This is a genomic window from Paenibacillus sp. FSL k6-2145 (assembly GCF_037976585.1).
In the GTDB taxonomy this organism is placed as follows: Bacteria; Bacillota; Bacilli; order Paenibacillales; family Paenibacillaceae; genus Paenibacillus.
In genome coordinates, this window is the sequence record NZ_CP150267.1 from 858,929 (window position 1) to 876,133 (window position 17,205).

The window sequence follows — 17,205 nt, forward strand, 5'->3', positions numbered from 1 at the left end:
GCTTGATTTAGATCTATATAGTTTGAACTATTTAACATCTGGGGATAACAGCGATTGGAAGGTTATGTCTCTAATCCTCGTCCTCTTCATCAACCGCTTTCAGTGATTCGAGGAATTCGGCTGTGGCCCGGTCACGGTCACGACCTTTCTCTTTAAGTCGCTCAATCGCGGGCAAAATGAGAATATCCACTTCTTTCTGCACGATGTAGGCCAGATCATACTGATCCTGTTCCTCCAGATAACCACCAACCTGCATCAGGGCGTTGTATCGATCCAGCTCTTCACGTGTTAATAATCCCCGGACCTGAACACTGCAATGTCTCATCCAAAAAACCGCCCTTTCTTCAGGACTAGCGGAATACCACCAATGATGAACAAATAACGCAGATCAACCAGCTTCTTCAACTGAGCCGCTTTCCAGCCTTTGTATTTCTTGCCGCCTACAACAGCAATGGCTTCACCTTTACCCAATGAAGCAACCGTTCCTTTGCTCGTAAATACAAAAGGTTGCGGCTGTTTCTTGCGAATGGATGCCACGACGTTCTTGGCGCAGTTCACACCCTGCTGCATCGCAATCTGTGCTGTTGGCGGATAAGGGCGTCCTTCCGCGTTGAACACAAGTGAATTATCACCAATGACATAAACATGTTCATGTCCAGGGGCACGCAGGTAGTCGTCTACTTTCACCCGTCCCCGCATCACTTCAAGACCTGCTTGTTCCAGCAGTGAGTTACCGCGAATACCGCCGGTCCATACAACTGTAGCAGCATCGAGCTTTTCACCCTCACCCACAATAACCCCGTCCGGGAGACATTGCTTGATTGGAACACCAATTTTGAAAGTAACGCCCTTCTTCTTGAGCACATTCATCGCATGTTCTACCAATTCCGGATCAAATCCAGGCAAGGCCGAAGGCGCCGCCTCTACATTATAGATGTGCACATGTTTCGGATTCACGTCGAACTCCTTGCACAGCTGTGGAATACGATCTGCAAGTTCAGCTACGAATTCTACACCACTGAAACCCGCTCCACCTACGACAAACCGAATACGATTTCGTTTGTTATCGTTTTTGTACATCGCAAATTGATATTCGATGTGTTCTCGAATCAGTCTGACCGAGTTAATGCTGCGGATTGTCATCGCGTGATCGAGCATACCCGGAATCCCGAAGGTCTCGGGTTCTCCGCCTAGTCCAATAATTAGATAATCATAGGATAACGTGCCATCCTCCAGAATAATCTTCCGATCCTGCAGACGAATCTCCTTCACGGAAGACTTGACCAGATCAATCTTGAACTCATCAATCAGCTTGGAAATGGGCACTCTTGCATGCTCAATGGTATCCGTGCCGGCTGCCGGCATATGTAGATGTGTAGTAATATAATGATAATCATGCCGATTCACCAGTGTGACGTCGGCCTCGTTATAGTTCAATTCCTTCTGCAGCCGCTGGGCTGTCAGAATCCCGCCATAGCCCGCGCCGAGGATGACGATTTTGGGAATACTGCTCATGTCTATACCCCTTCCGGTTTCACTTGCATCAGCCCGATCTTGGGTGAGATGCAAAATGCACATACTTACAAATATTGATGAGGTCTTGCCCATTATGACGACAAATGTTAACTTCGCGAATTTATTTAAACGTTTGCATCAATTTCATGACTCACTAAAAATGGATTTTATGAAACTAGATATCGACATATCGAACTGTTTTGATCTATATCTAGACTTGATTGAAGTAGCTAAAGGGTTTATGAAATTGATACGTTTGCACGCAAGTTATCGTTTCATGTTGTGAAATTAACCACAAGATTCTACAAAACACGGGATCTGTCTTCATATTACATATTGACTCTAAATTAGACAAAAAAACACATAGTACAGGTCAAGGATATCTGTATTTCTAGTAAAGATCAAGGTTTTTTTTGTTATTTTTCATAACCTTTCATTTCCAATTTCATCCTATTCTCATCTGATCTTCATCAATTATTCTCAGTTTCGTGACGCCGCTAACTTTGCAACCCTGAATACACCGTTTATAATAGGAAAGACAGTTCGGCACCAATGCCGGTTACGATCCGTAGCCTGCACATTCTTTCTGTTAACTACCTATTAAAATATGAAAGGTGTTGTTGATTCTTGACTGCACAAAATTCCAGTCATGATATGACTGATTTACTTATTATCGGTGGAGGCCCTGCGGGTCTGTTCGCCGCGTTTTACGGTGGGATGCGTCAGGCATCCGTTACACTGGTTGAAAGTATGCCACAGCTTGGCGGACAGCTTGCCGCTCTTTACCCGGAGAAATACATCTATGATGTAGCCGGATTCCCGAAAGTAACGGCTCAGGAACTGGTGAATAACCTGGTTGAGCAAATGAGCCATTTTAACCCGAACATCCGCCTTGAAGAAAAGGTTGTATCGGTGGAGAAAAAGGATGAACAACATTTCATCGTGAAGACGGATGAGAATGAATATCATGCCAAAGCAGTCATTATTACAGCTGGTGTAGGTGCATTCGAACCACGTCGCCTGGAGCTTGAAGGTGCTGCCAAGTTCGAGAAGAGCAACCTGCACTACTTCATCAGTGATCTGAATGCCTTCGCTGGCAAAAAAGTACTGATCAGTGGCGGCGGTGACTCCGCGGTAGACTGGGCACTCATGCTGGAGCCTATCGCTGAGCAAGTGACGCTGATCCATCGCCGGGACAAGTTCCGTGCACATGAGCACAGTGTCGAAAACCTGATGAATTCCAAGGTGAACGTTGTTACACCGACCGAAATCACGGAACTTCATGGGGATGACACCATTACCAAGGTAACCCTTTCCCATGTGAAAACCAAAGAAACACAGGAAATCGAAGTAGATGACGTGATCGTTAACTTCGGATTTGTCTCTTCTCTCGGACCGATTGCCGAGTGGGGTATCGAAATTGACAGCAACTCCATCGTTGTTGATTCCCGCATGGAAACATCTATTCCAGGAATCTTCGCTGCCGGAGATATCACAACCTACCCAGGTAAACTGAAGCTGATCGCTGTCGGATTCGGCGAAGCTCCAACAGCCGTTAACAATGCGAAGGTATACTTCGATCCGGATGCCAAGTTGTCCCCAGGACACAGTAGTAACATGAAACGCTAGTTTTGCGGAAATAACATATATTGATACAAAAAAGGGTATCTTACTCCTGAGTGAATCCATATCAGGAGGGATACCCTTGTCTTATATATGCCCGCTGTGTAACGGTCTGGTTGTACCGGAGCAGGCTTGCCCCCACTGCCTTCAGGGACTGTTAGAATGCGGCAAATTGGATGATTACACCGGACCATACAGCCCCTACGTATTCCAACCTTCCTCTGACACGGCAGACGAAGTCGAAAACGTTTGCAATCATGTGATGTACTGTCACCATTGTCAGACGAGCACGCCATGGCCTGTCTCACTATGGGACTTGTCCGGAAACCTGTAACATTGCCTGCAATGAGGATCTCTAGTGAAGAATGGCAGATACGTCGGTACCCAGTTTGCGCTTATGGATTTCTGCCAACAGCAGTGCGATGAAATCTCGTTCGAGATTCAACTCAATCGCTTTATGGTAGGAATCCAACAACATCTCATCGGATAACATAGCCATTTCCCGCCACAACCTTTCCTTTTTTTTCCTCAAAACTATCATATCAGAGATTCATATAGAGAACAAGCGTTCTTGTTATCCACAACGTTATGTGGAAATCCTGTGCATAGTTTGTTGATAAATGGAAAAAATACAGAGTAATCAACGTGTATAGTGTGGACAATATTTATGCACAGGAAGTTTGTACTACTGTCAGAACGTTTATCAGCGTATTTTTTTTGGAATAAATTCATAGTTTCAAGACTTGTTGCGAGTAAATTACCCAGTAATGTAAAATTTCAAACGGTTTTCATACCGTTTTCTTCTATATATTATCGGTTTTTCTTGAATTTTCTTGAGTTTTCCCATTCATTTTCTATTGAGGTCTGGTATTCACTTCCAAAATCCAGATCTTGCCTGAATAATCCAGTCCATAATCAAATCCAAGCTGACCTACACCAGGGAACTGACTTTCCATAATGTACGTACATGTCAGTGTAAGGGAGCGCATCTCCCGGCGTTTGTGCCGACCGGATATATGTGGCAGGGATAAACCAAGAGCTCGCCTTCCTGATAACATGGTGCCACCCTTGCTCAGATTCGTCACACAGAGTCCGGGACGAGCGAGTCGTCCTACTAAAGAACGGAATACCCAGCCTCGTTCGGTTTTGACAACTTTGACTCTGTAATCAACAGGTCTCCCTTGAATTGTTGCCAGATGAATACCTTGCTGGATCAAGTACTTGCGTCTAGCTTTTACACGCACCAGAGAGCGATACATCTGGCTGAAACTGGCGAAAGAACGGGTCGTTTTCATATGGGTGTATCGATAAGCCCCACCGCTCGCCGATACCCGAATGACACCGTAACCACCGCCTCCTACAATAGGTTTGACGTACACCATTCCATAACGACTGAGCATTTGTAGCAGATTACCCGAATTGAATGCCTTGGTCTGTGGGATATGGACAGCCGCTACCGGGTATTTCATCAGAGCCGCTGTCTTCCGCCATTTGCTTGCAAGTTGTCTCGACATGGGTTGATCTCCTTCCTTGAAACAATAGTCCTTCCTTATACATACTCAACAGAAGCCTTGCTTTCTTGGATGTCTGTCCACGGCAAAGGCCCCTTTTCCATGTAACCTGTCCCAGGGGTGATGGCGGAAACGGGAACAAGCGCCCGGTTTGCTTTTCAAACAAGTCAATCTGTCGTATGCTACTAAGGAATGGCTTGGAAGGGCTTAAATATGAGGATCTAAGGAGCGTTCAGAACAAATGGAAGCATTTTTCAAATCACTTTATGGCGTAGCCTATTTTGCAATGTCGATCGTTCTGGTAGCTGTTACGGTACTTCTTTTTGTCACAGGTATTCGACTGTTTATGCAAAAGCGTAATCGCGGCTTTGCCGTGAGTTGTCTTATATTTGCCTGTTTCATCGTCTTTATCATTGTTGTTATGTTAACTACGCCCTTCTCTGCCACACCGCCGGGTTCACCGGAAGCCATGGCTGCCCTTCTTCACTTCGGGTAGTTGAACCTCTGTAGAAGGAGATGCTTATGACACGTACTAATGAAACCTTAGGAATTATTGATATCGGCTCGAACTCCATTCGTCTAGTTATATATGAACTGGATCAGGACGCAGCCTATCGCATCATTCATGAAGACAAATACGCCGCTCGTCTGAGCAGCGTTGTTGAGTCCGATGGAACCATTCTGCGCCATTCTCTGGATAAAGCCATTACCATCTTGCGTCAATTCAAAGCGACCTGTGAAGCGTATCAGACCAAACTGATTCGCGCAGCAGCTACCGCAGCTATTCGTAATGCAAACAATGTCCTGGAAATTATTGAATGGCTGGAGACAGAGACGGGACTTACCATTGAATGTGTATCGGGAGATCGGGAGGCCTATTATGGGTTCCTTGGTGTCACTCAATCCATTGATCTGGCAGACGGTTACGTCGTAGATATTGGAGGCGGCAGCACAGAGATCACGGTCTTTCAGGATCGGAAAAGGTTACATAGCATCTCCCTCCCCATTGGTGCAGTGAATTCACATGCCCGTTATGGGGGTGAAGATCAGTGGACCGAGGCAAATGCAAATGCATTGTGCAACGAAGTCATTGAGGCTCTCCGTGGACAGGATTGGATTCGTGAGCATCCCGGCCTGCCACTCATCGGACTTGGTGGCACAATGCGTACACTCGCCAAAGTGGAACAGAAGCGTACCCAGTATTCTCTGCCTGTCACCCATCATTATGAGATCAGTGAGGAAGCGATGGAGAACATCGCTCGCTCCTTGCCTCATCTCACCTCGGCACAGCGCAAAAAGGTACCTGGGCTCGCCAAAGATCGCGCAGACATCATTGTGCCCGGCGTACTGATCCTTCGAACTGTATTCCAGTTAATACAGGGAGATCGTTATGTGGTTAGTGGTGCGGGTCTACGAGACGGGTTATTGCGAGATTACATGGCTGGAGGTCAGCCAGTCGTTCCGGACGCGCTGAAGGACAGTATCCGCAACTTTATCCACTTTGGTCCGCCTATTCCAGAGAAACGTCTGCAACGGATTCATCAGGATACGGTTACCCTGTATACTGCATTACAAGGTACCCCTCCTGATCAAGCAGATGCCCGAATCCTGTATGCATCCTCCATGCTGCACATGGCAGGTAAACAGATTAACTATTTCCGTTATACACAGCACTCGGCCTATTGGATCATGAATGCAAGTATCTATGGACTTTCTCATCGGGAGACCATTCTAAGTGCCAGTGCAGCTGATTATCATCCCAAAAAAAGAACGCCTCAGCTGCTGAATAAGCACCGGGACATTCTGAAAAACTCGGATGAGCGGCATGCTCATCGTATTGGCTCTCTGCTGCGCGTAGCGGAAGCCATCAATCGATCCGAAAGCATCGCTGCGATTGAAGCAACAAAAGAAAACGACTCGCTGCAGGTGCAATTCACCTGTACAGCTGAGCCGTTACTGGAACTTGATGGCCTGGAAGAGGCCGTCAAGGATCTGAAGGAAGCCTGGGGAGTTACGTTAACGCACTCCATTCAGCAGGCTTCCAAGGGATAATACCCATGGCCTCCGTCTGACTTCTCAGCGGGGGCTTTTCATTTTTTACAAATACATAATTGCCACCAGGCATAAGTTCTCTGGCTTTGACATTATCCATAAGGGACAGATTAAGAATATCAACCAGCATCTTCTTCAGCTCTGGATCAAATACGGGACACATCAGTTCAATTCTTCGATTCAGGTTACGTGTCATCCAGTCTGCACTGGAGATGAATACATCCGGGTTGCCGCTATTCTCAAAATAAAACAACCGTGAATGCTCCAGAAAACGATCCACAATGCTAATGACCCGAATATTCTCACTCAGCCCCTCTACCCCCGGACGCAGGCAGCATACGCCTCGCACAATCAGGTCGATCTGCACGCCGGCTTGAGAAGCCTCGTACAACTCATCAATCATATCCTGATGGGATAAGGAGTTGATCTTGGCAATGATTCTGGAAGGTTTGCCTTTCAGCGCATGCTCCGTTTCTCGACGAATCAGGGCGAACAGTTCATCCTTCATACCATCCGGAGCTACGCGGAATGCCTGCAATGCCTTCGGACCGGAATATCCGGTAATCTCATTGAACAACTCGGATGCGTCTTCCCCAATAATCGGATTGGAGGTGAACAGCCCCACGTCCGTATACACTTTGGCTGTACTCTCATTATAGTTACCGGTTCCTACATGAACATAACGTCTCAGCCCCTGCTGTTCCCTGCGTACGACAAGAATGATTTTGGCATGGGTCTTCAGTCCAACCAGTCCATAAACCACGTGACAACCGGCCTTCTCCAGCTTACGAGCCCAAGCAATGTTACGCTCTTCATCAAATCGGGCTTTCAGTTCCACCACCACCGTGACCTGCTTACCACTCTCAGCCGCAAGTGCAAGTGCCGGAATAAGGCGTGAGTCGCCATTAACCCGATATAATGTCATCTTGATGGCCAGGACTCTTGGATCTTCGGAAGCCTCCAATATAAAATCAGTGACTGGTTCAAACGATTCATACGGATGATGCACCAGTACATCGCGTTTGCGCAGCAGCTCAAAATGACTTTCTCTTGGCAGAAACTCCGGTGGATAGACCGGCTTCACCGGACTGTATTTCAGATGTGAAAAACTTTCCAGACTGTCCACGAATCCCGCCAGAAAACTCAGATCAAGTGGTCCATCAATTTCATATACCGGGTCCTGAATATCAAATTCATCCTGCAATTCCAATAAGGCATCCGGACGAAAATCCTTACAGACTTCCAGTCGTACAGGAGCCCCGCGGCGTCTGCGTCGCAATTCTTTTTCAATGGCCTCAAGCAGATCTTCCGCTTCTTCTTCATTAATGAACAGATCCGCATTGCGAGTCACTCGGAATTCCTGTGCAGCAAGTGAGACATATCCGCTAAAGAGCGTATGAATATGATGTTTGATGAGGTCTTCAATCAGAATAAATGTTTTCTTTTTACTATTCGCCCGAATGGGAGCCTGAACTACTCGCGGCAGATTGGAAGGTACCTGAACAATAGCCATAAACGGCTCGCCCTCTTGCTCCCCTTCCTTCTGAAGCATCACGGACAGATAGACAGACTTGTTGTGTACCAGCGGGAACGGACGGCTCTGGTCAATCGCCATCGGTGTGAGTACCGGAAAAATAATTTCATGAAAGTATTGGTCCATTGCGCGCTGCTGTGTCACATTAAGATCTGTATATTCCTGAATGTTCACGCCTTTTTTGGCTAGTAGACGAATGAGTTCACGATACGTTTTATACTGTTCGGCGACCATGGTCCCGGTTCGTTTGATCAATCTGCGGTACAATCCCGAAGGCGTGTATCCTGTAAAATCTTTTTGCGTGAATCCGGCCTTGATCTTCTCTTTTGTCTCTGCCACCCTTACACTGACGAACTCGTCCAGATTACTAGCGACAATGCCGAGAAATCTCATGCGTTCCAGCAGAGGCGTTGTTGGATCCTGGGCCTCCTGAAGTACGCGCCGATTAAATTCAACCCAACTCAAATCACGATTAACGTAGTTGCCTGTTTTGACGTCTCTATGCATGTATGGCCTCCGAATGTGTTGCATATCTATTCTTGGTTAGAAGTTCTCATATAATTGTACTATTCGTAATCAACATCAAGCGTCAGCGCAGTGTAAACGCTACGTAAAATTTATGTAAATGATACCTCATGGCCGCAACTTTTTCCATCCCTTTACAAAGGTCAATAGACAGAGTAAAGTGAAGTACAGTGTGATTTGGTCCGGTTGCTTGTTCTCATTCCAAATATATTTGATTAAAGGAGTATATAATGAAATCCAACAAACCTAGAACGTTACAAAAAAATATAGAATTTTTCACGGCTGCACTATCCCAATGTATGGTAAGCGCATGGCAGGAAGACCCGGCTGGCGTCTATTGCGAGGTCGGTTGTGGCATTGTGGAGCGGATCAGTGAAGACAGTGTGCGCATCCGAAACAATGACGGAACAAAGAGCCATTATGCACGAGATATCACGATGTTCCAGACTGAAAAATAATTTTGCGTAAAAACGTAAAAAAGACTAGCTTTCCGAAACCAGGTGTTGTATACTCTTGCCACAAGGAAAGGAGGTGCGTCAACATTTCTAATCACATGTTGAACGTGTCCCTTACCCGATCCACTAGCTCAAATTAAAAGAGTCTGGTGGAGGCGCGGGATACGGATCAATGTTTCAAAAAGCGCCACGGGTAGAAAAGCCGTCTTCGGACGGCTTTTTGTTTTCTCATTTTCTGTAGAGAGGTTGAGAAAACACCCAAAATATTGGAAATAGACCCTTTAGTAGAGCAAACCAAGATGGCTATAATTAGGATGCAATTCAACCAAAATCCGAGGAGGCATCTTGTAATGTTCAAAAATGTAAGGGGTTTCAAGACATCCATCATGTTGGCTTTTGTTTTGTTATTCACCTCCATCATGTTGCCCGCAGGTCAGCATGCCAGCGCAGCACCAAGTTTCGCCAAAGGAGCCGACATCAGTTGGGTTCCCGGAATGGAAGCCCAAGGTTACAAATGGAAAGATAAAAACGGGGTACAGCGTGACATCATTGATATTTTGAAAAACGACTATCAAATCAACTCCGTTCGCATTCGGGTCTTTGTTAATCCTTCGAATGATTATGGGAACGGTTATATGAATAAGGATCGTGCGGCTACACTCGCACAACGTGCCAAGAATGCCGGCATGAGTGTAATGCTTACCCTGCACTACAGCGATTCCTGGGCAGACCCTGGGCAGCAAACCAAACCTGCTGCCTGGAAAAACTATACGTTCCAACAACTCATGGATGCGGTATGGAACCACACTCGTGAAGTTATGACGGCGATGCAAAGCAAAGGCGTCACCCCTGACTGGGTTCAGATCGGTAATGAAACAAGCAACGGCATGTTATGGGAAGATGGCAAAGCATCCACTAACATGAAAAACTATGCGTGGCTGGTGAACACGGGCCATAATGCAGTGAAATCCCTGAGCAGCGGCACCAAAACCATTGTGCATCTGGCAGGTGGGGATGATAACGCCCTCTATGTATGGAATATTGGTGGTTTGATCAATAACGGAGCTAACTTTGACATGATCGCCATGTCCCTCTATCCTTCAGCTTCCGGCTGGAACACCGCTGTGACAAATACGGTAAACAACGCCAAGGATATGATCAACCGTTATGGCAAAGAGATCATGATCTCCGAAATTGGCATGGACAATAACCAGGCTGCAGCTGGTAAAAGTTTTGTTGCAGCGATGAAAAACCAAATCCGCAATCTGCCAAATGGCAAAGGAAAAGGTGTATTCTACTGGGAGCCTCAGGCTACACCAGGATACAACGGCGGCTACGGCAAAGGCGCATGGCAGTCTAATATGATGCCAACGGCTGTCATGGAAGGATTTATTGACTAGAACACGGAGAGGTTAGAAGTTTGGATGGGAGCAGTGGTGGGCGTTCCGGTGGCGGATCGTTCTTATGATCGCTGTTATCCCCAGATTTTTATGAATTCCCCTGATAAGGGGAAAATCCGGGGATAGCCTATGCTTCCGATGTAGCTTTCTTGCAGAAAGCTTTCAGGCGAACGCTCCGCTTCTTCAGAATCGATTCCGCCCCCTCCACTACGTTGCTGCTCCTTGAGACACTTCTAAAACCGTGTGTAGTCAAATGGATTAAGTAGTAAGGTAAAACAAGGCCTAGAGGCGCTGTTCCCGGTGGGATGAGCGCCTTTTGGCGATGAAGTGCGTTGAGGGGGCCGCGTGGTGGCGTTCCGGTGGCGGATCGTTCTTATGATCGCTGTTATCCCCAGATTTTTATGAATTCCCCTGATAAGGGGAAAATCCGGGGATAAAGGCGACCGCTCCGCTTCTTCAGAATCGATTCCGCCCCCTCCACTACGTTGCTGCTCCTTGAGACACTTCTAAAACCGTGTGTAGTCAAATGGATTAGGTAGCAAGGTAAAACAAGGGCTTGAGGCGCTATTCCCGGTGGGATTAGCGCCTTTTGGCGATGAAGTGCGTTGAGGGGGCCGCGTGGTGGCGTTCCGGGGGCGGATCGTTCTTATGATCGCTGTTATCCCCAGATTTTCATGAATTCCCCTGATAAGGGGAAAATCCGGGGATAGCCTATGCTTCCGATGTAACTTTCTTGCAGAAAGCTTTCAGGCGAACGCTCCGCTTCTTCAGAATCGATTCCGCCTCCTCCACTACGTTGCTGCTCTATGAGGCACTTCTAAAATCATGTCGCGATCAATCGAGGAGGGGTGTACCACTCGGGCTGGAGACTGATGTTCTTTTGGCTTACATATGAATATAATAAGTTTATTGAGATAACACATAGGATCAACTTTTTATAGGAGAGGAGGCATAAGGATGAGTTTTTTAAAAGGGCTAGGTCAGTTAGCTGGGGAAGTAACCGGGAAAGTACTCGGCGGCAGCGTGAGGGTTGTTGGTGAAATCGCGGGAAGTCCCTTTATCAAAGAAGTCGGAAACGGCGTAGAGAAAGCTACGATTAATACAGGCAAAACCGTTGGACAACTGGCTAGTGGCACATATGATCTTGCCAGTGGTGCAATTCGAAAAGATGATACCGCCATAGACGCGGGGCTTGCCGATATTGGAGGTGCTGTAACCAATACTGCAAAAGGTGTAGCGATATCAGCCAAGTATGTATATAACAGCGGTAAAGATGTTGTTGTAGGCATGCAAGAGGAAGATAAGGACAGAGTCAAGCTTGGTGCCAAGAATCTTTTAGCTGCTGCTGCGGTAACAACACTCGCTGTCGGTGTCATTGATGCAGTTGATGGGGCTGAAGGTGTAGATACGTAGGATATGGTTTAGATCACCAATAACACAACAACTGAAGAAATACAGCCTAGCAGGGCAACAAAAATATGGAGACAACTAAATGAGATTTTTTCAAGTAAAATCCGTTGTCTCTTCTGAATAAAACACGAGTAGATGAACACCGTTATCACAACGGGCAGATATAAATGAAGATCCGGACCATTCGTGCTCGGGAGCAATTTATTAATAAGCCCACCTATCGTCTCGTTAACGAGCATAACCCCGTATATAACACCAATTATCGCTGAAATAGAAAACTGAAATAGTGTCTGAACTACATCATTCTTTAAAAAGAACCAACCACGTTTACGGTACAGGCCATTGACCATCATATATCTGTTGCCTCCTCATTTTCTTATTACTATTTTTGATTAGTACTCCTGTATTTTACCACAATGTTGATCAGCTGCCTTTTTAGTTTTGCTGGGCTATCTTATCTTTTCTTCATAAACGTATAAATGCCCTGTCCACCTCATAGGCGGGCAGGGCATTTATAACGATTCAGATACATCTGTTCAGCTTACCTTAGCAAGTCTCGTAGCACGCATTGATGCGGCAGCGTATACGATAAGCGCTGTCCAGATCAGCGCGAAACCAACGAGCAGAACTGGCGAGACCGTTTCCTTGAACACAAACACACTCAGGATCAGCATGATTGTCGGCCCAATATACTGTACAAATCCTAGTGTGGACAATGACATTCGAGCAGCCGCCCGTGCAAAGAACAACAGCGGCAACGCCGTCACCACACCGGAAAGTAACAGTTCGAAGAACATGGGCGCAGGCAGCGTCCATGCCGTTGCTTTTCCTACAACAGCCAGATAGATCCAGTAGCCAAGTGCGACGGGCAGAACTACAGCTGTCTCTGAAAATAAGCCCACAGAGGCGTCTTGCTTAATCTTCTTCTTCGCCAGACCGTACAAGCCAAATGACACGGCCAATGAGATCGCAACCCATGGGAAACGTCCGTAGTCGATAGCGATGATAAGCACCGCTACACCAGCGATGGCAATCGCGAGCCATTGTCCCCGGTTTGGTTTTTCATGAAGGAAGACAACCGCCAGCAACACATTCAGCAACGGGTTCAAATAATAGCCCAGACTTGTCTCAACGACATGACCATTGTTAACTGCCCAGATGAAGATAAGCCAATTAATAGCAATTAGCAGCCCACTCGCGGTAAGGGACAGCAGGGTCGAACGACTGGTCAGAATGCGCTTCATGTCACTCCAACGACGTTGGACGGCAACGAAAATCCCCATAAAGACAAATGACCAGACAACCCGGTGCGATAAAATCTCGCCTGCCGGTACATTTTCGAACAACTTCCAATACAGCGGGAGAACCCCCCACATGATATACGCAATGATCGCGTTGATTAATCCATTATTCATAGCTTTTTCCCCTCTTACTTACTCTAATGTCTCAACGGATTATACGCCTCGATCCTTGTTTAAGTAAAGGGGCCATAGGTCATGCTGGACTTTTCTTTGAGCAAAAACTTCGAGTTAGTATAAACTACTAGTTCATTCCCGATCTATAAATCTTGCTTCCCCACCAAATAGTTTATCTGCAACTAAATCTCCATCTTTACTAAAGGCTCTTATTGTCCACGTATCCTCAGAGTACTCATCTAATACAAACAGAACATAATTATCAGTAACCTCTTTCAAATGGTAGCCATCAAGATTTGCTTTGACATTCTCAAGAGATAATTCATAGTTTTCCAAGGGCATAACACTCTCCATGTGATTTCCAAGGGCAACATATTTGATATTTGATTCCCTAGCTGTTTTTACCGCGACTACAAAATAGTTTGAATCACCAATCCCAGCAGCTGTAAATGGTTTGCCCTCCTCAATCCAATAACCATCTGTACTTATACCATAACGATATAGAACCCTGAACTCCTTCTTTAATCCAGCAATCCCAAAAGTCTTATCTTGGTTGTCTTCAAACAACACTGCTTTCCCAAAATCATTAATTTCTTCAGATCGCACAATTTTGACATCACCTGGTATTACATTTATTTCTTTGAAACGTAATCCATCCAGTGACCCAAATAAAAAAATCCCCAGTATCAATAAGCTTACAATAAGTTTTATCTTTTTCATTAACTGTCCCCCTGGGCACAACGATAACGCAACTTCTCAGCGCAAATAGATTGAATTACGAGAAAGGAGATAACGAAAGCATTATATCAGAGAACCAACCATGGTTCACTCAAACTTGATCATCTACTCAACCCTCTACATGAACCTAATGCTCCTGTTATTTGAATCACTTCACTCTTTCAGTTCCCAATTGAATGTCTTCAAATGGTACGTATTTGTTTAGTTCAACTTCTTTATATACGCGTACATAATTGACATCAAAGGTTGGAAAAGGAGCCAATTCCTTAATTGTTAAGAGCTTCATTTCTTCAATGTCACTCTCGTTCAAACCCCAATAGGTTTGCCCCAAGGTTAAATGAGGATGATATTTATCCATTTCAAAGTAACGGTCTAAAAGTTCTTGTGATGGAGAAATCACTTTTACCAAATTTCGATGTAACTTGATGACATTGCTCGTTTCAACACTAAGAAATGTAACAACACTTCCGAACGATCCCGGTTCTGATAATGATAATTGAAAACTTGGCATTAAAGAGCATGTCTGTCTCACACTTTCTAACCAATGAAGATCAACGGTAAGACCACCCTGCGCTTTTACAGTGATATGAGGCTCGACTACATCATTAAGACGATTACTGGACCAACGATCACGAAATGCCACAATTTTTTCTTTATAATCGTCTGGAGGGGTAATTCCAATGAAGTATTTCATATTACCTTCACGTCCTTTAGCAAAGTAAATAAGCTTAAAATCAAAAAGCAGCCGACCCTTTTGATCAACTGCCCGAATGGTGGTCATTTCATTAACGTTTCATGGTAGTTTCACATTTGATCCTAATCTGGTTACCTTCACTTTCCTCCAACACGAAACACACCAATTACGGTTTCACCATCCTTGTCATACAGTGGAATATCCCATCCGTCTGGTGGTCTGCTGTTCTGTATCGCAATAGCTTCTTCTGGTGTTTTTGGTTGCTCGCCATCCATGTCTTTTTTCAGCAGATATCCTTCTGTACCATCCACACCAGTAGCCAAGATTAAATCAGGTTCTGTTTCTGGAGAAGTCGCATATATGTTAGAACCGTATGTCTGTCCATTCTTATTTTTCGGATAAAGAGAAGTGATGTGAAATTGATTCATCGTATTTTTAACGTTTGTATATTGGGATAACCCTGAACCACTCGATACACTAATCATAAAAACCGCAAAGATCAATAATATAACTCCTTTAGAATACATCTTCACAACTGTTCACTCCCTTGTACATTTGAACTCGCAGAAATTCCAATGAAGAGAAGATGGTTTTCACATAATCACATTTTCTTCCCATCTTTAGAATAATATAACATAGATTCAAAGGAGTAGTTGGAAGTTGAGCGATAATCCTCTAAACTGTCTAACGTTATTGCAGATCATCCCTCTTCGATAACATAAAAAACGGACACCAATCTGTGGAGATCAGCGTCCGTTTGTATGTTCCATATTATAATTTAAAAGTGTTACTTCACTTCGCCAACAACGGTAAAGCGCTCGTTTTTGTGTTGCGGGTTCTCAATCTCATCAACCAAAGCAATCGCATAGTCTGCATAGCTGATGTAGCTGTTGCCTTCGCTATTCACGAGAATAACGTCATTGCCTGCTTGATATTTGCCGGTGCGTACACCTTCTGGATTAAAGAATCCAGCCGGGCTCAGGAATGTCCATTGAATACCCGAAGATGCTTGCAGATCCTGCAAGTTTTGACCCTGGTTCGTTGCAGTTGCTTTGTATGCATCAGGGAATCCTGGGGATTCAAAGAGACGCAATGTCTTGGACTCGTCAGTGAACAGGCTTCCTGCTCCACCCACAACGATCAGACGAGTGTTTGGTGCATCTTTCAGGATGTTGATCAACGCTTGTCCTACTTCCACATGCAGGTTTTCTTTACCCGCTGGTGCACCAAATGCATTTACAACCACATCGAACGCTTTAACATCTTCAGCTGTAAGATCGAATACATCTTTCTCCAGCGTATTCAGGCTTTTATCTTCCAATTTGGATGCATTACGAACGATTGCCGTTACTTTATGCCCTCTGTCTGCTGCTTCTTTCAAAATTACACTTCCTGCTTTGCCTGTTGCACCAATGATTGCAATATTCATCATGATCTCTCCTTTAAATTATCGATATTGTTTATATTTGAACTTTATATTGTAACTATAATTGTTACAACTAAGTTTGTCAACCATGATACTTTCAGTACACGCAAAAAAGCCCCTGATATCATGCCCGTGCAAAACGGATACAATTCAGAGGCTATCTATTAAAGGGATTGCAAACTGCTTATTTCAAAACAGAATTGGGAAACCGCTGTACAACTCAGTTTCTTAACAATCCTTATCAGGCACACCCGCATCTTCCTTCGTACGGAAAGAAGATCCACAACCACAAGTGGCTACTGCGTTCGGATTATGGATGGTGAACCCACCCGTCATACCGGACTCTTCAAAATCAATTTCAAGTCCATTCAGATATTTCAGGTTTTCCTTCTCGACTACAACCTTCATGTTCTGAATATCCATATACAGGTCCTCATCGGACTCTTTATCGTCAAAGCCCATGGCGTACGAAAATCCGGTGCAACCGCCCGGTGCTACGCCAAGACGCAGGAACATACCAGGTGTCTCTTGCTGTGCAAGCATCTCTTTCAATCTGTCAGCAGCCGTTTCGCTGATGTTAATCATGCCAGGTCACTCTCCTTTTTCATATAAAATCATGTTCAAAAAGGGCGCTTTTCAGTACCAAGAAGATGGGATGAAGATAGAAATGGAGTAGCGGAGCGTAGGCAAAACTACGTGAGCAACGGACATTTCGGCTGAATCCCATATTCGACGCTGAGATGCCGCTAGGCATCCTTCGTAATCAAAAGCGTACTTTTGAACAACCTTTCATTAACTCTTCTTTAAATTATACTCCACCCCGTCAAGGGTCTCAAGTCATGTTTGCCTCTTTCCGCGTTCCCCCTGAACTCCTTTTTCTTCCCAGTGTATTGAACCCCCGCGATAC

General features: G+C 45.2%; 18 protein-coding genes. 7 read left to right on the forward strand and 11 right to left on the reverse strand.

Annotated elements, in window-relative coordinates; all coding sequences use genetic code 11:
• Positions 1 to 70: 70 nt before the first annotated feature.
• Together NZ043_RS03770 and NZ043_RS03775 are read right to left on the reverse strand one after the other, a co-directional pair.
• Positions 71 to 325: a hypothetical protein gene (locus NZ043_RS03770; RefSeq protein ID WP_036673350.1), complete on the reverse strand. Its 255-nt coding sequence runs from the start codon at positions 323 to 325 to the stop codon at positions 71 to 73.
• Entirely contained in the window at positions 322 to 1,515 is a 1,194-nt protein-coding gene (locus NZ043_RS03775) for an NAD(P)/FAD-dependent oxidoreductase (RefSeq protein ID WP_036605766.1), read from the reverse strand. The genes NZ043_RS03770 and NZ043_RS03775 overlap by 4 nt, the downstream gene beginning before the upstream one ends.
• Positions 1,516 to 2,142: 627 nt before the next feature.
• On the opposite strand from NZ043_RS03775, the gene NZ043_RS03780 reads away from it, so the two are divergent.
• Together NZ043_RS03780 and NZ043_RS03785 are read left to right on the forward strand one after the other, a co-directional pair.
• Positions 2,143 to 3,144, forward strand: a complete 1,002-nt coding sequence (locus NZ043_RS03780; protein ID WP_133387017.1) for an NAD(P)/FAD-dependent oxidoreductase — start codon at positions 2,143 to 2,145, stop codon at positions 3,142 to 3,144.
• Between the two features lie 76 nt (positions 3,145 to 3,220).
• The gene (locus tag NZ043_RS03785) at positions 3,221 to 3,472 is read left to right on the forward strand and encodes a hypothetical protein (RefSeq protein WP_074096361.1); all 252 of its coding nucleotides are present in this window, start codon (positions 3,221 to 3,223) and stop codon (positions 3,470 to 3,472) included.
• 21 nt (positions 3,473 to 3,493) lie between these two features.
• Here the strand turns inward: NZ043_RS03785 and NZ043_RS03790 are convergent, their stop codons facing one another.
• Both NZ043_RS03790 and NZ043_RS03795 read right to left on the reverse strand, forming a co-directional pair.
• Positions 3,494 to 3,637 carry a sporulation histidine kinase inhibitor Sda gene (locus NZ043_RS03790; RefSeq protein WP_017692430.1) on the reverse strand — a complete coding sequence of 48 codons (144 nt, stop codon included), beginning with the start codon at positions 3,635 to 3,637 and terminating at the stop codon, positions 3,494 to 3,496.
• Between the two features lie 355 nt (positions 3,638 to 3,992).
• Positions 3,993 to 4,652: a YheC/YheD family protein gene (locus NZ043_RS03795; protein WP_091037871.1), complete on the reverse strand. Its 660-nt coding sequence runs from the start codon at positions 4,650 to 4,652 to the stop codon at positions 3,993 to 3,995.
• A 238-nt stretch (positions 4,653 to 4,890) separates the two neighbouring features.
• On the opposite strand from NZ043_RS03795, the gene NZ043_RS03800 reads away from it, so the two are divergent.
• Both NZ043_RS03800 and NZ043_RS03805 read left to right on the forward strand, forming a co-directional pair.
• The gene (locus NZ043_RS03800; protein WP_017692428.1) at positions 4,891 to 5,145 is read left to right on the forward strand and encodes a hypothetical protein; all 255 of its coding nucleotides are present in this window, start codon (positions 4,891 to 4,893) and stop codon (positions 5,143 to 5,145) included.
• Between the two features lie 26 nt (positions 5,146 to 5,171).
• Positions 5,172 to 6,701 carry a Ppx/GppA phosphatase family protein gene (locus NZ043_RS03805; protein ID WP_339310723.1) on the forward strand — a complete coding sequence of 510 codons (1,530 nt, stop codon included), beginning with the start codon at positions 5,172 to 5,174 and terminating at the stop codon, positions 6,699 to 6,701.
• Here NZ043_RS03805 and ppk1 read toward each other — a convergent pair.
• Positions 6,661 to 8,742, reverse strand: a complete 2,082-nt coding sequence (gene ppk1, locus NZ043_RS03810; protein WP_339310725.1) for a polyphosphate kinase 1 — start codon at positions 8,740 to 8,742, stop codon at positions 6,661 to 6,663. The genes NZ043_RS03805 and ppk1 overlap by 41 nt on opposite strands.
• 248 nt (positions 8,743 to 8,990) lie before the next feature.
• On the opposite strand from ppk1, the gene NZ043_RS03815 reads away from it, so the two are divergent.
• The 3 genes from NZ043_RS03815 to NZ043_RS03825 all read left to right on the forward strand — a co-directional run bounded on the left by NZ043_RS03815 (position 8,991) and on the right by NZ043_RS03825 (position 12,028).
• The gene (locus NZ043_RS03815; protein ID WP_017692425.1) at positions 8,991 to 9,218 is read left to right on the forward strand and encodes a hypothetical protein; all 228 of its coding nucleotides are present in this window, start codon (positions 8,991 to 8,993) and stop codon (positions 9,216 to 9,218) included.
• 383 nt (positions 9,219 to 9,601) lie between these two features.
• Positions 9,602 to 10,615, forward strand: coding sequence for a glycosyl hydrolase 53 family protein (locus NZ043_RS03820; protein WP_339312643.1), 1,014 nt, complete (start codon positions 9,602 to 9,604; stop codon positions 10,613 to 10,615).
• A gap of 957 nt (positions 10,616 to 11,572) precedes the next feature.
• Positions 11,573 to 12,028: a hypothetical protein gene (locus NZ043_RS03825; RefSeq protein WP_133387456.1), complete on the forward strand. Its 456-nt coding sequence runs from the start codon at positions 11,573 to 11,575 to the stop codon at positions 12,026 to 12,028.
• Positions 12,029 to 12,561: 533 nt separating this feature from the next.
• Here NZ043_RS03825 and rarD read toward each other — a convergent pair.
• From rarD to NZ043_RS03855, 6 genes are all read right to left on the reverse strand, one after another.
• On the reverse strand, positions 12,562 to 13,440 hold the full coding sequence (gene rarD, locus NZ043_RS03830) for an EamA family transporter RarD (protein WP_133387454.1): 879 nt from the start codon (positions 13,438 to 13,440) through the stop codon (positions 12,562 to 12,564).
• 132 nt (positions 13,441 to 13,572) lie between these two features.
• The gene (locus NZ043_RS03835; protein WP_091037884.1) at positions 13,573 to 14,160 is read right to left on the reverse strand and encodes a hypothetical protein; all 588 of its coding nucleotides are present in this window, start codon (positions 14,158 to 14,160) and stop codon (positions 13,573 to 13,575) included.
• Between the two features lie 166 nt (positions 14,161 to 14,326).
• On the reverse strand, positions 14,327 to 14,959 hold the full coding sequence (locus NZ043_RS03840) for a 2'-5' RNA ligase family protein (protein WP_339310728.1): 633 nt from the start codon (positions 14,957 to 14,959) through the stop codon (positions 14,327 to 14,329).
• A 50-nt stretch (positions 14,960 to 15,009) separates the two neighbouring features.
• Positions 15,010 to 15,375 (reverse strand): hypothetical protein, encoded by a 366-nt coding sequence (locus NZ043_RS03845; protein ID WP_339310730.1) that lies wholly within the window; start codon positions 15,373 to 15,375, stop codon positions 15,010 to 15,012.
• A 284-nt stretch (positions 15,376 to 15,659) separates the two neighbouring features.
• Complete coding sequence (locus tag NZ043_RS03850; RefSeq protein ID WP_124117486.1) at positions 15,660 to 16,301, reverse strand: NAD(P)-dependent oxidoreductase; 642 nt, start codon at positions 16,299 to 16,301, stop codon at positions 15,660 to 15,662.
• 225 nt (positions 16,302 to 16,526) lie between these two features.
• On the reverse strand, positions 16,527 to 16,883 hold the full coding sequence (locus NZ043_RS03855; protein WP_062837974.1) for an iron-sulfur cluster assembly accessory protein: 357 nt from the start codon (positions 16,881 to 16,883) through the stop codon (positions 16,527 to 16,529).
• Between the last annotated feature and the right edge of the window lie 322 nt (positions 16,884 to 17,205).

Coding starts and splice junctions, on each gene's coding strand:
- NZ043_RS03815 (WP_017692425.1), top strand. CDS start 8,991: ATGAAATCCAACAAACCTAGAACGTTACAAAAAAATATAGAATTTTTC.
- NZ043_RS03790 (WP_017692430.1), bottom strand. CDS start 3,637: ATGGCTATGTTATCCGATGAGATGTTGTTGGATTCCTACCATAAAGCG.
- NZ043_RS03795 (WP_091037871.1), bottom strand. CDS start 4,652: ATGTCGAGACAACTTGCAAGCAAATGGCGGAAGACAGCGGCTCTGATG.
- ppk1 (WP_339310725.1), bottom strand. CDS start 8,742: ATGCATAGAGACGTCAAAACAGGCAACTACGTTAATCGTGATTTGAGT.
- NZ043_RS03825 (WP_133387456.1), top strand. CDS start 11,573: ATGAGTTTTTTAAAAGGGCTAGGTCAGTTAGCTGGGGAAGTAACCGGG.
- NZ043_RS03840 (WP_339310728.1), bottom strand. CDS start 14,959: ATGACCACCATTCGGGCAGTTGATCAAAAGGGTCGGCTGCTTTTTGAT.
- NZ043_RS03855 (WP_062837974.1), bottom strand. CDS start 16,883: ATGATTAACATCAGCGAAACGGCTGCTGACAGATTGAAAGAGATGCTT.
- NZ043_RS03820 (WP_339312643.1), top strand. CDS start 9,602: ATGTTGGCTTTTGTTTTGTTATTCACCTCCATCATGTTGCCCGCAGGT.
- NZ043_RS03805 (WP_339310723.1), top strand. CDS start 5,172: ATGACACGTACTAATGAAACCTTAGGAATTATTGATATCGGCTCGAAC.
- rarD (WP_133387454.1), bottom strand. CDS start 13,440: ATGAATAATGGATTAATCAACGCGATCATTGCGTATATCATGTGGGGG.
- NZ043_RS03835 (WP_091037884.1), bottom strand. CDS start 14,160: ATGAAAAAGATAAAACTTATTGTAAGCTTATTGATACTGGGGATTTTT.
- NZ043_RS03770 (WP_036673350.1), bottom strand. CDS start 325: ATGAGACATTGCAGTGTTCAGGTCCGGGGATTATTAACACGTGAAGAG.
- NZ043_RS03850 (WP_124117486.1), bottom strand. CDS start 16,301: ATGAATATTGCAATCATTGGTGCAACAGGCAAAGCAGGAAGTGTAATT.
- NZ043_RS03800 (WP_017692428.1), top strand. CDS start 4,891: ATGGAAGCATTTTTCAAATCACTTTATGGCGTAGCCTATTTTGCAATG.
- NZ043_RS03775 (WP_036605766.1), bottom strand. CDS start 1,515: ATGAGCAGTATTCCCAAAATCGTCATCCTCGGCGCGGGCTATGGCGGG.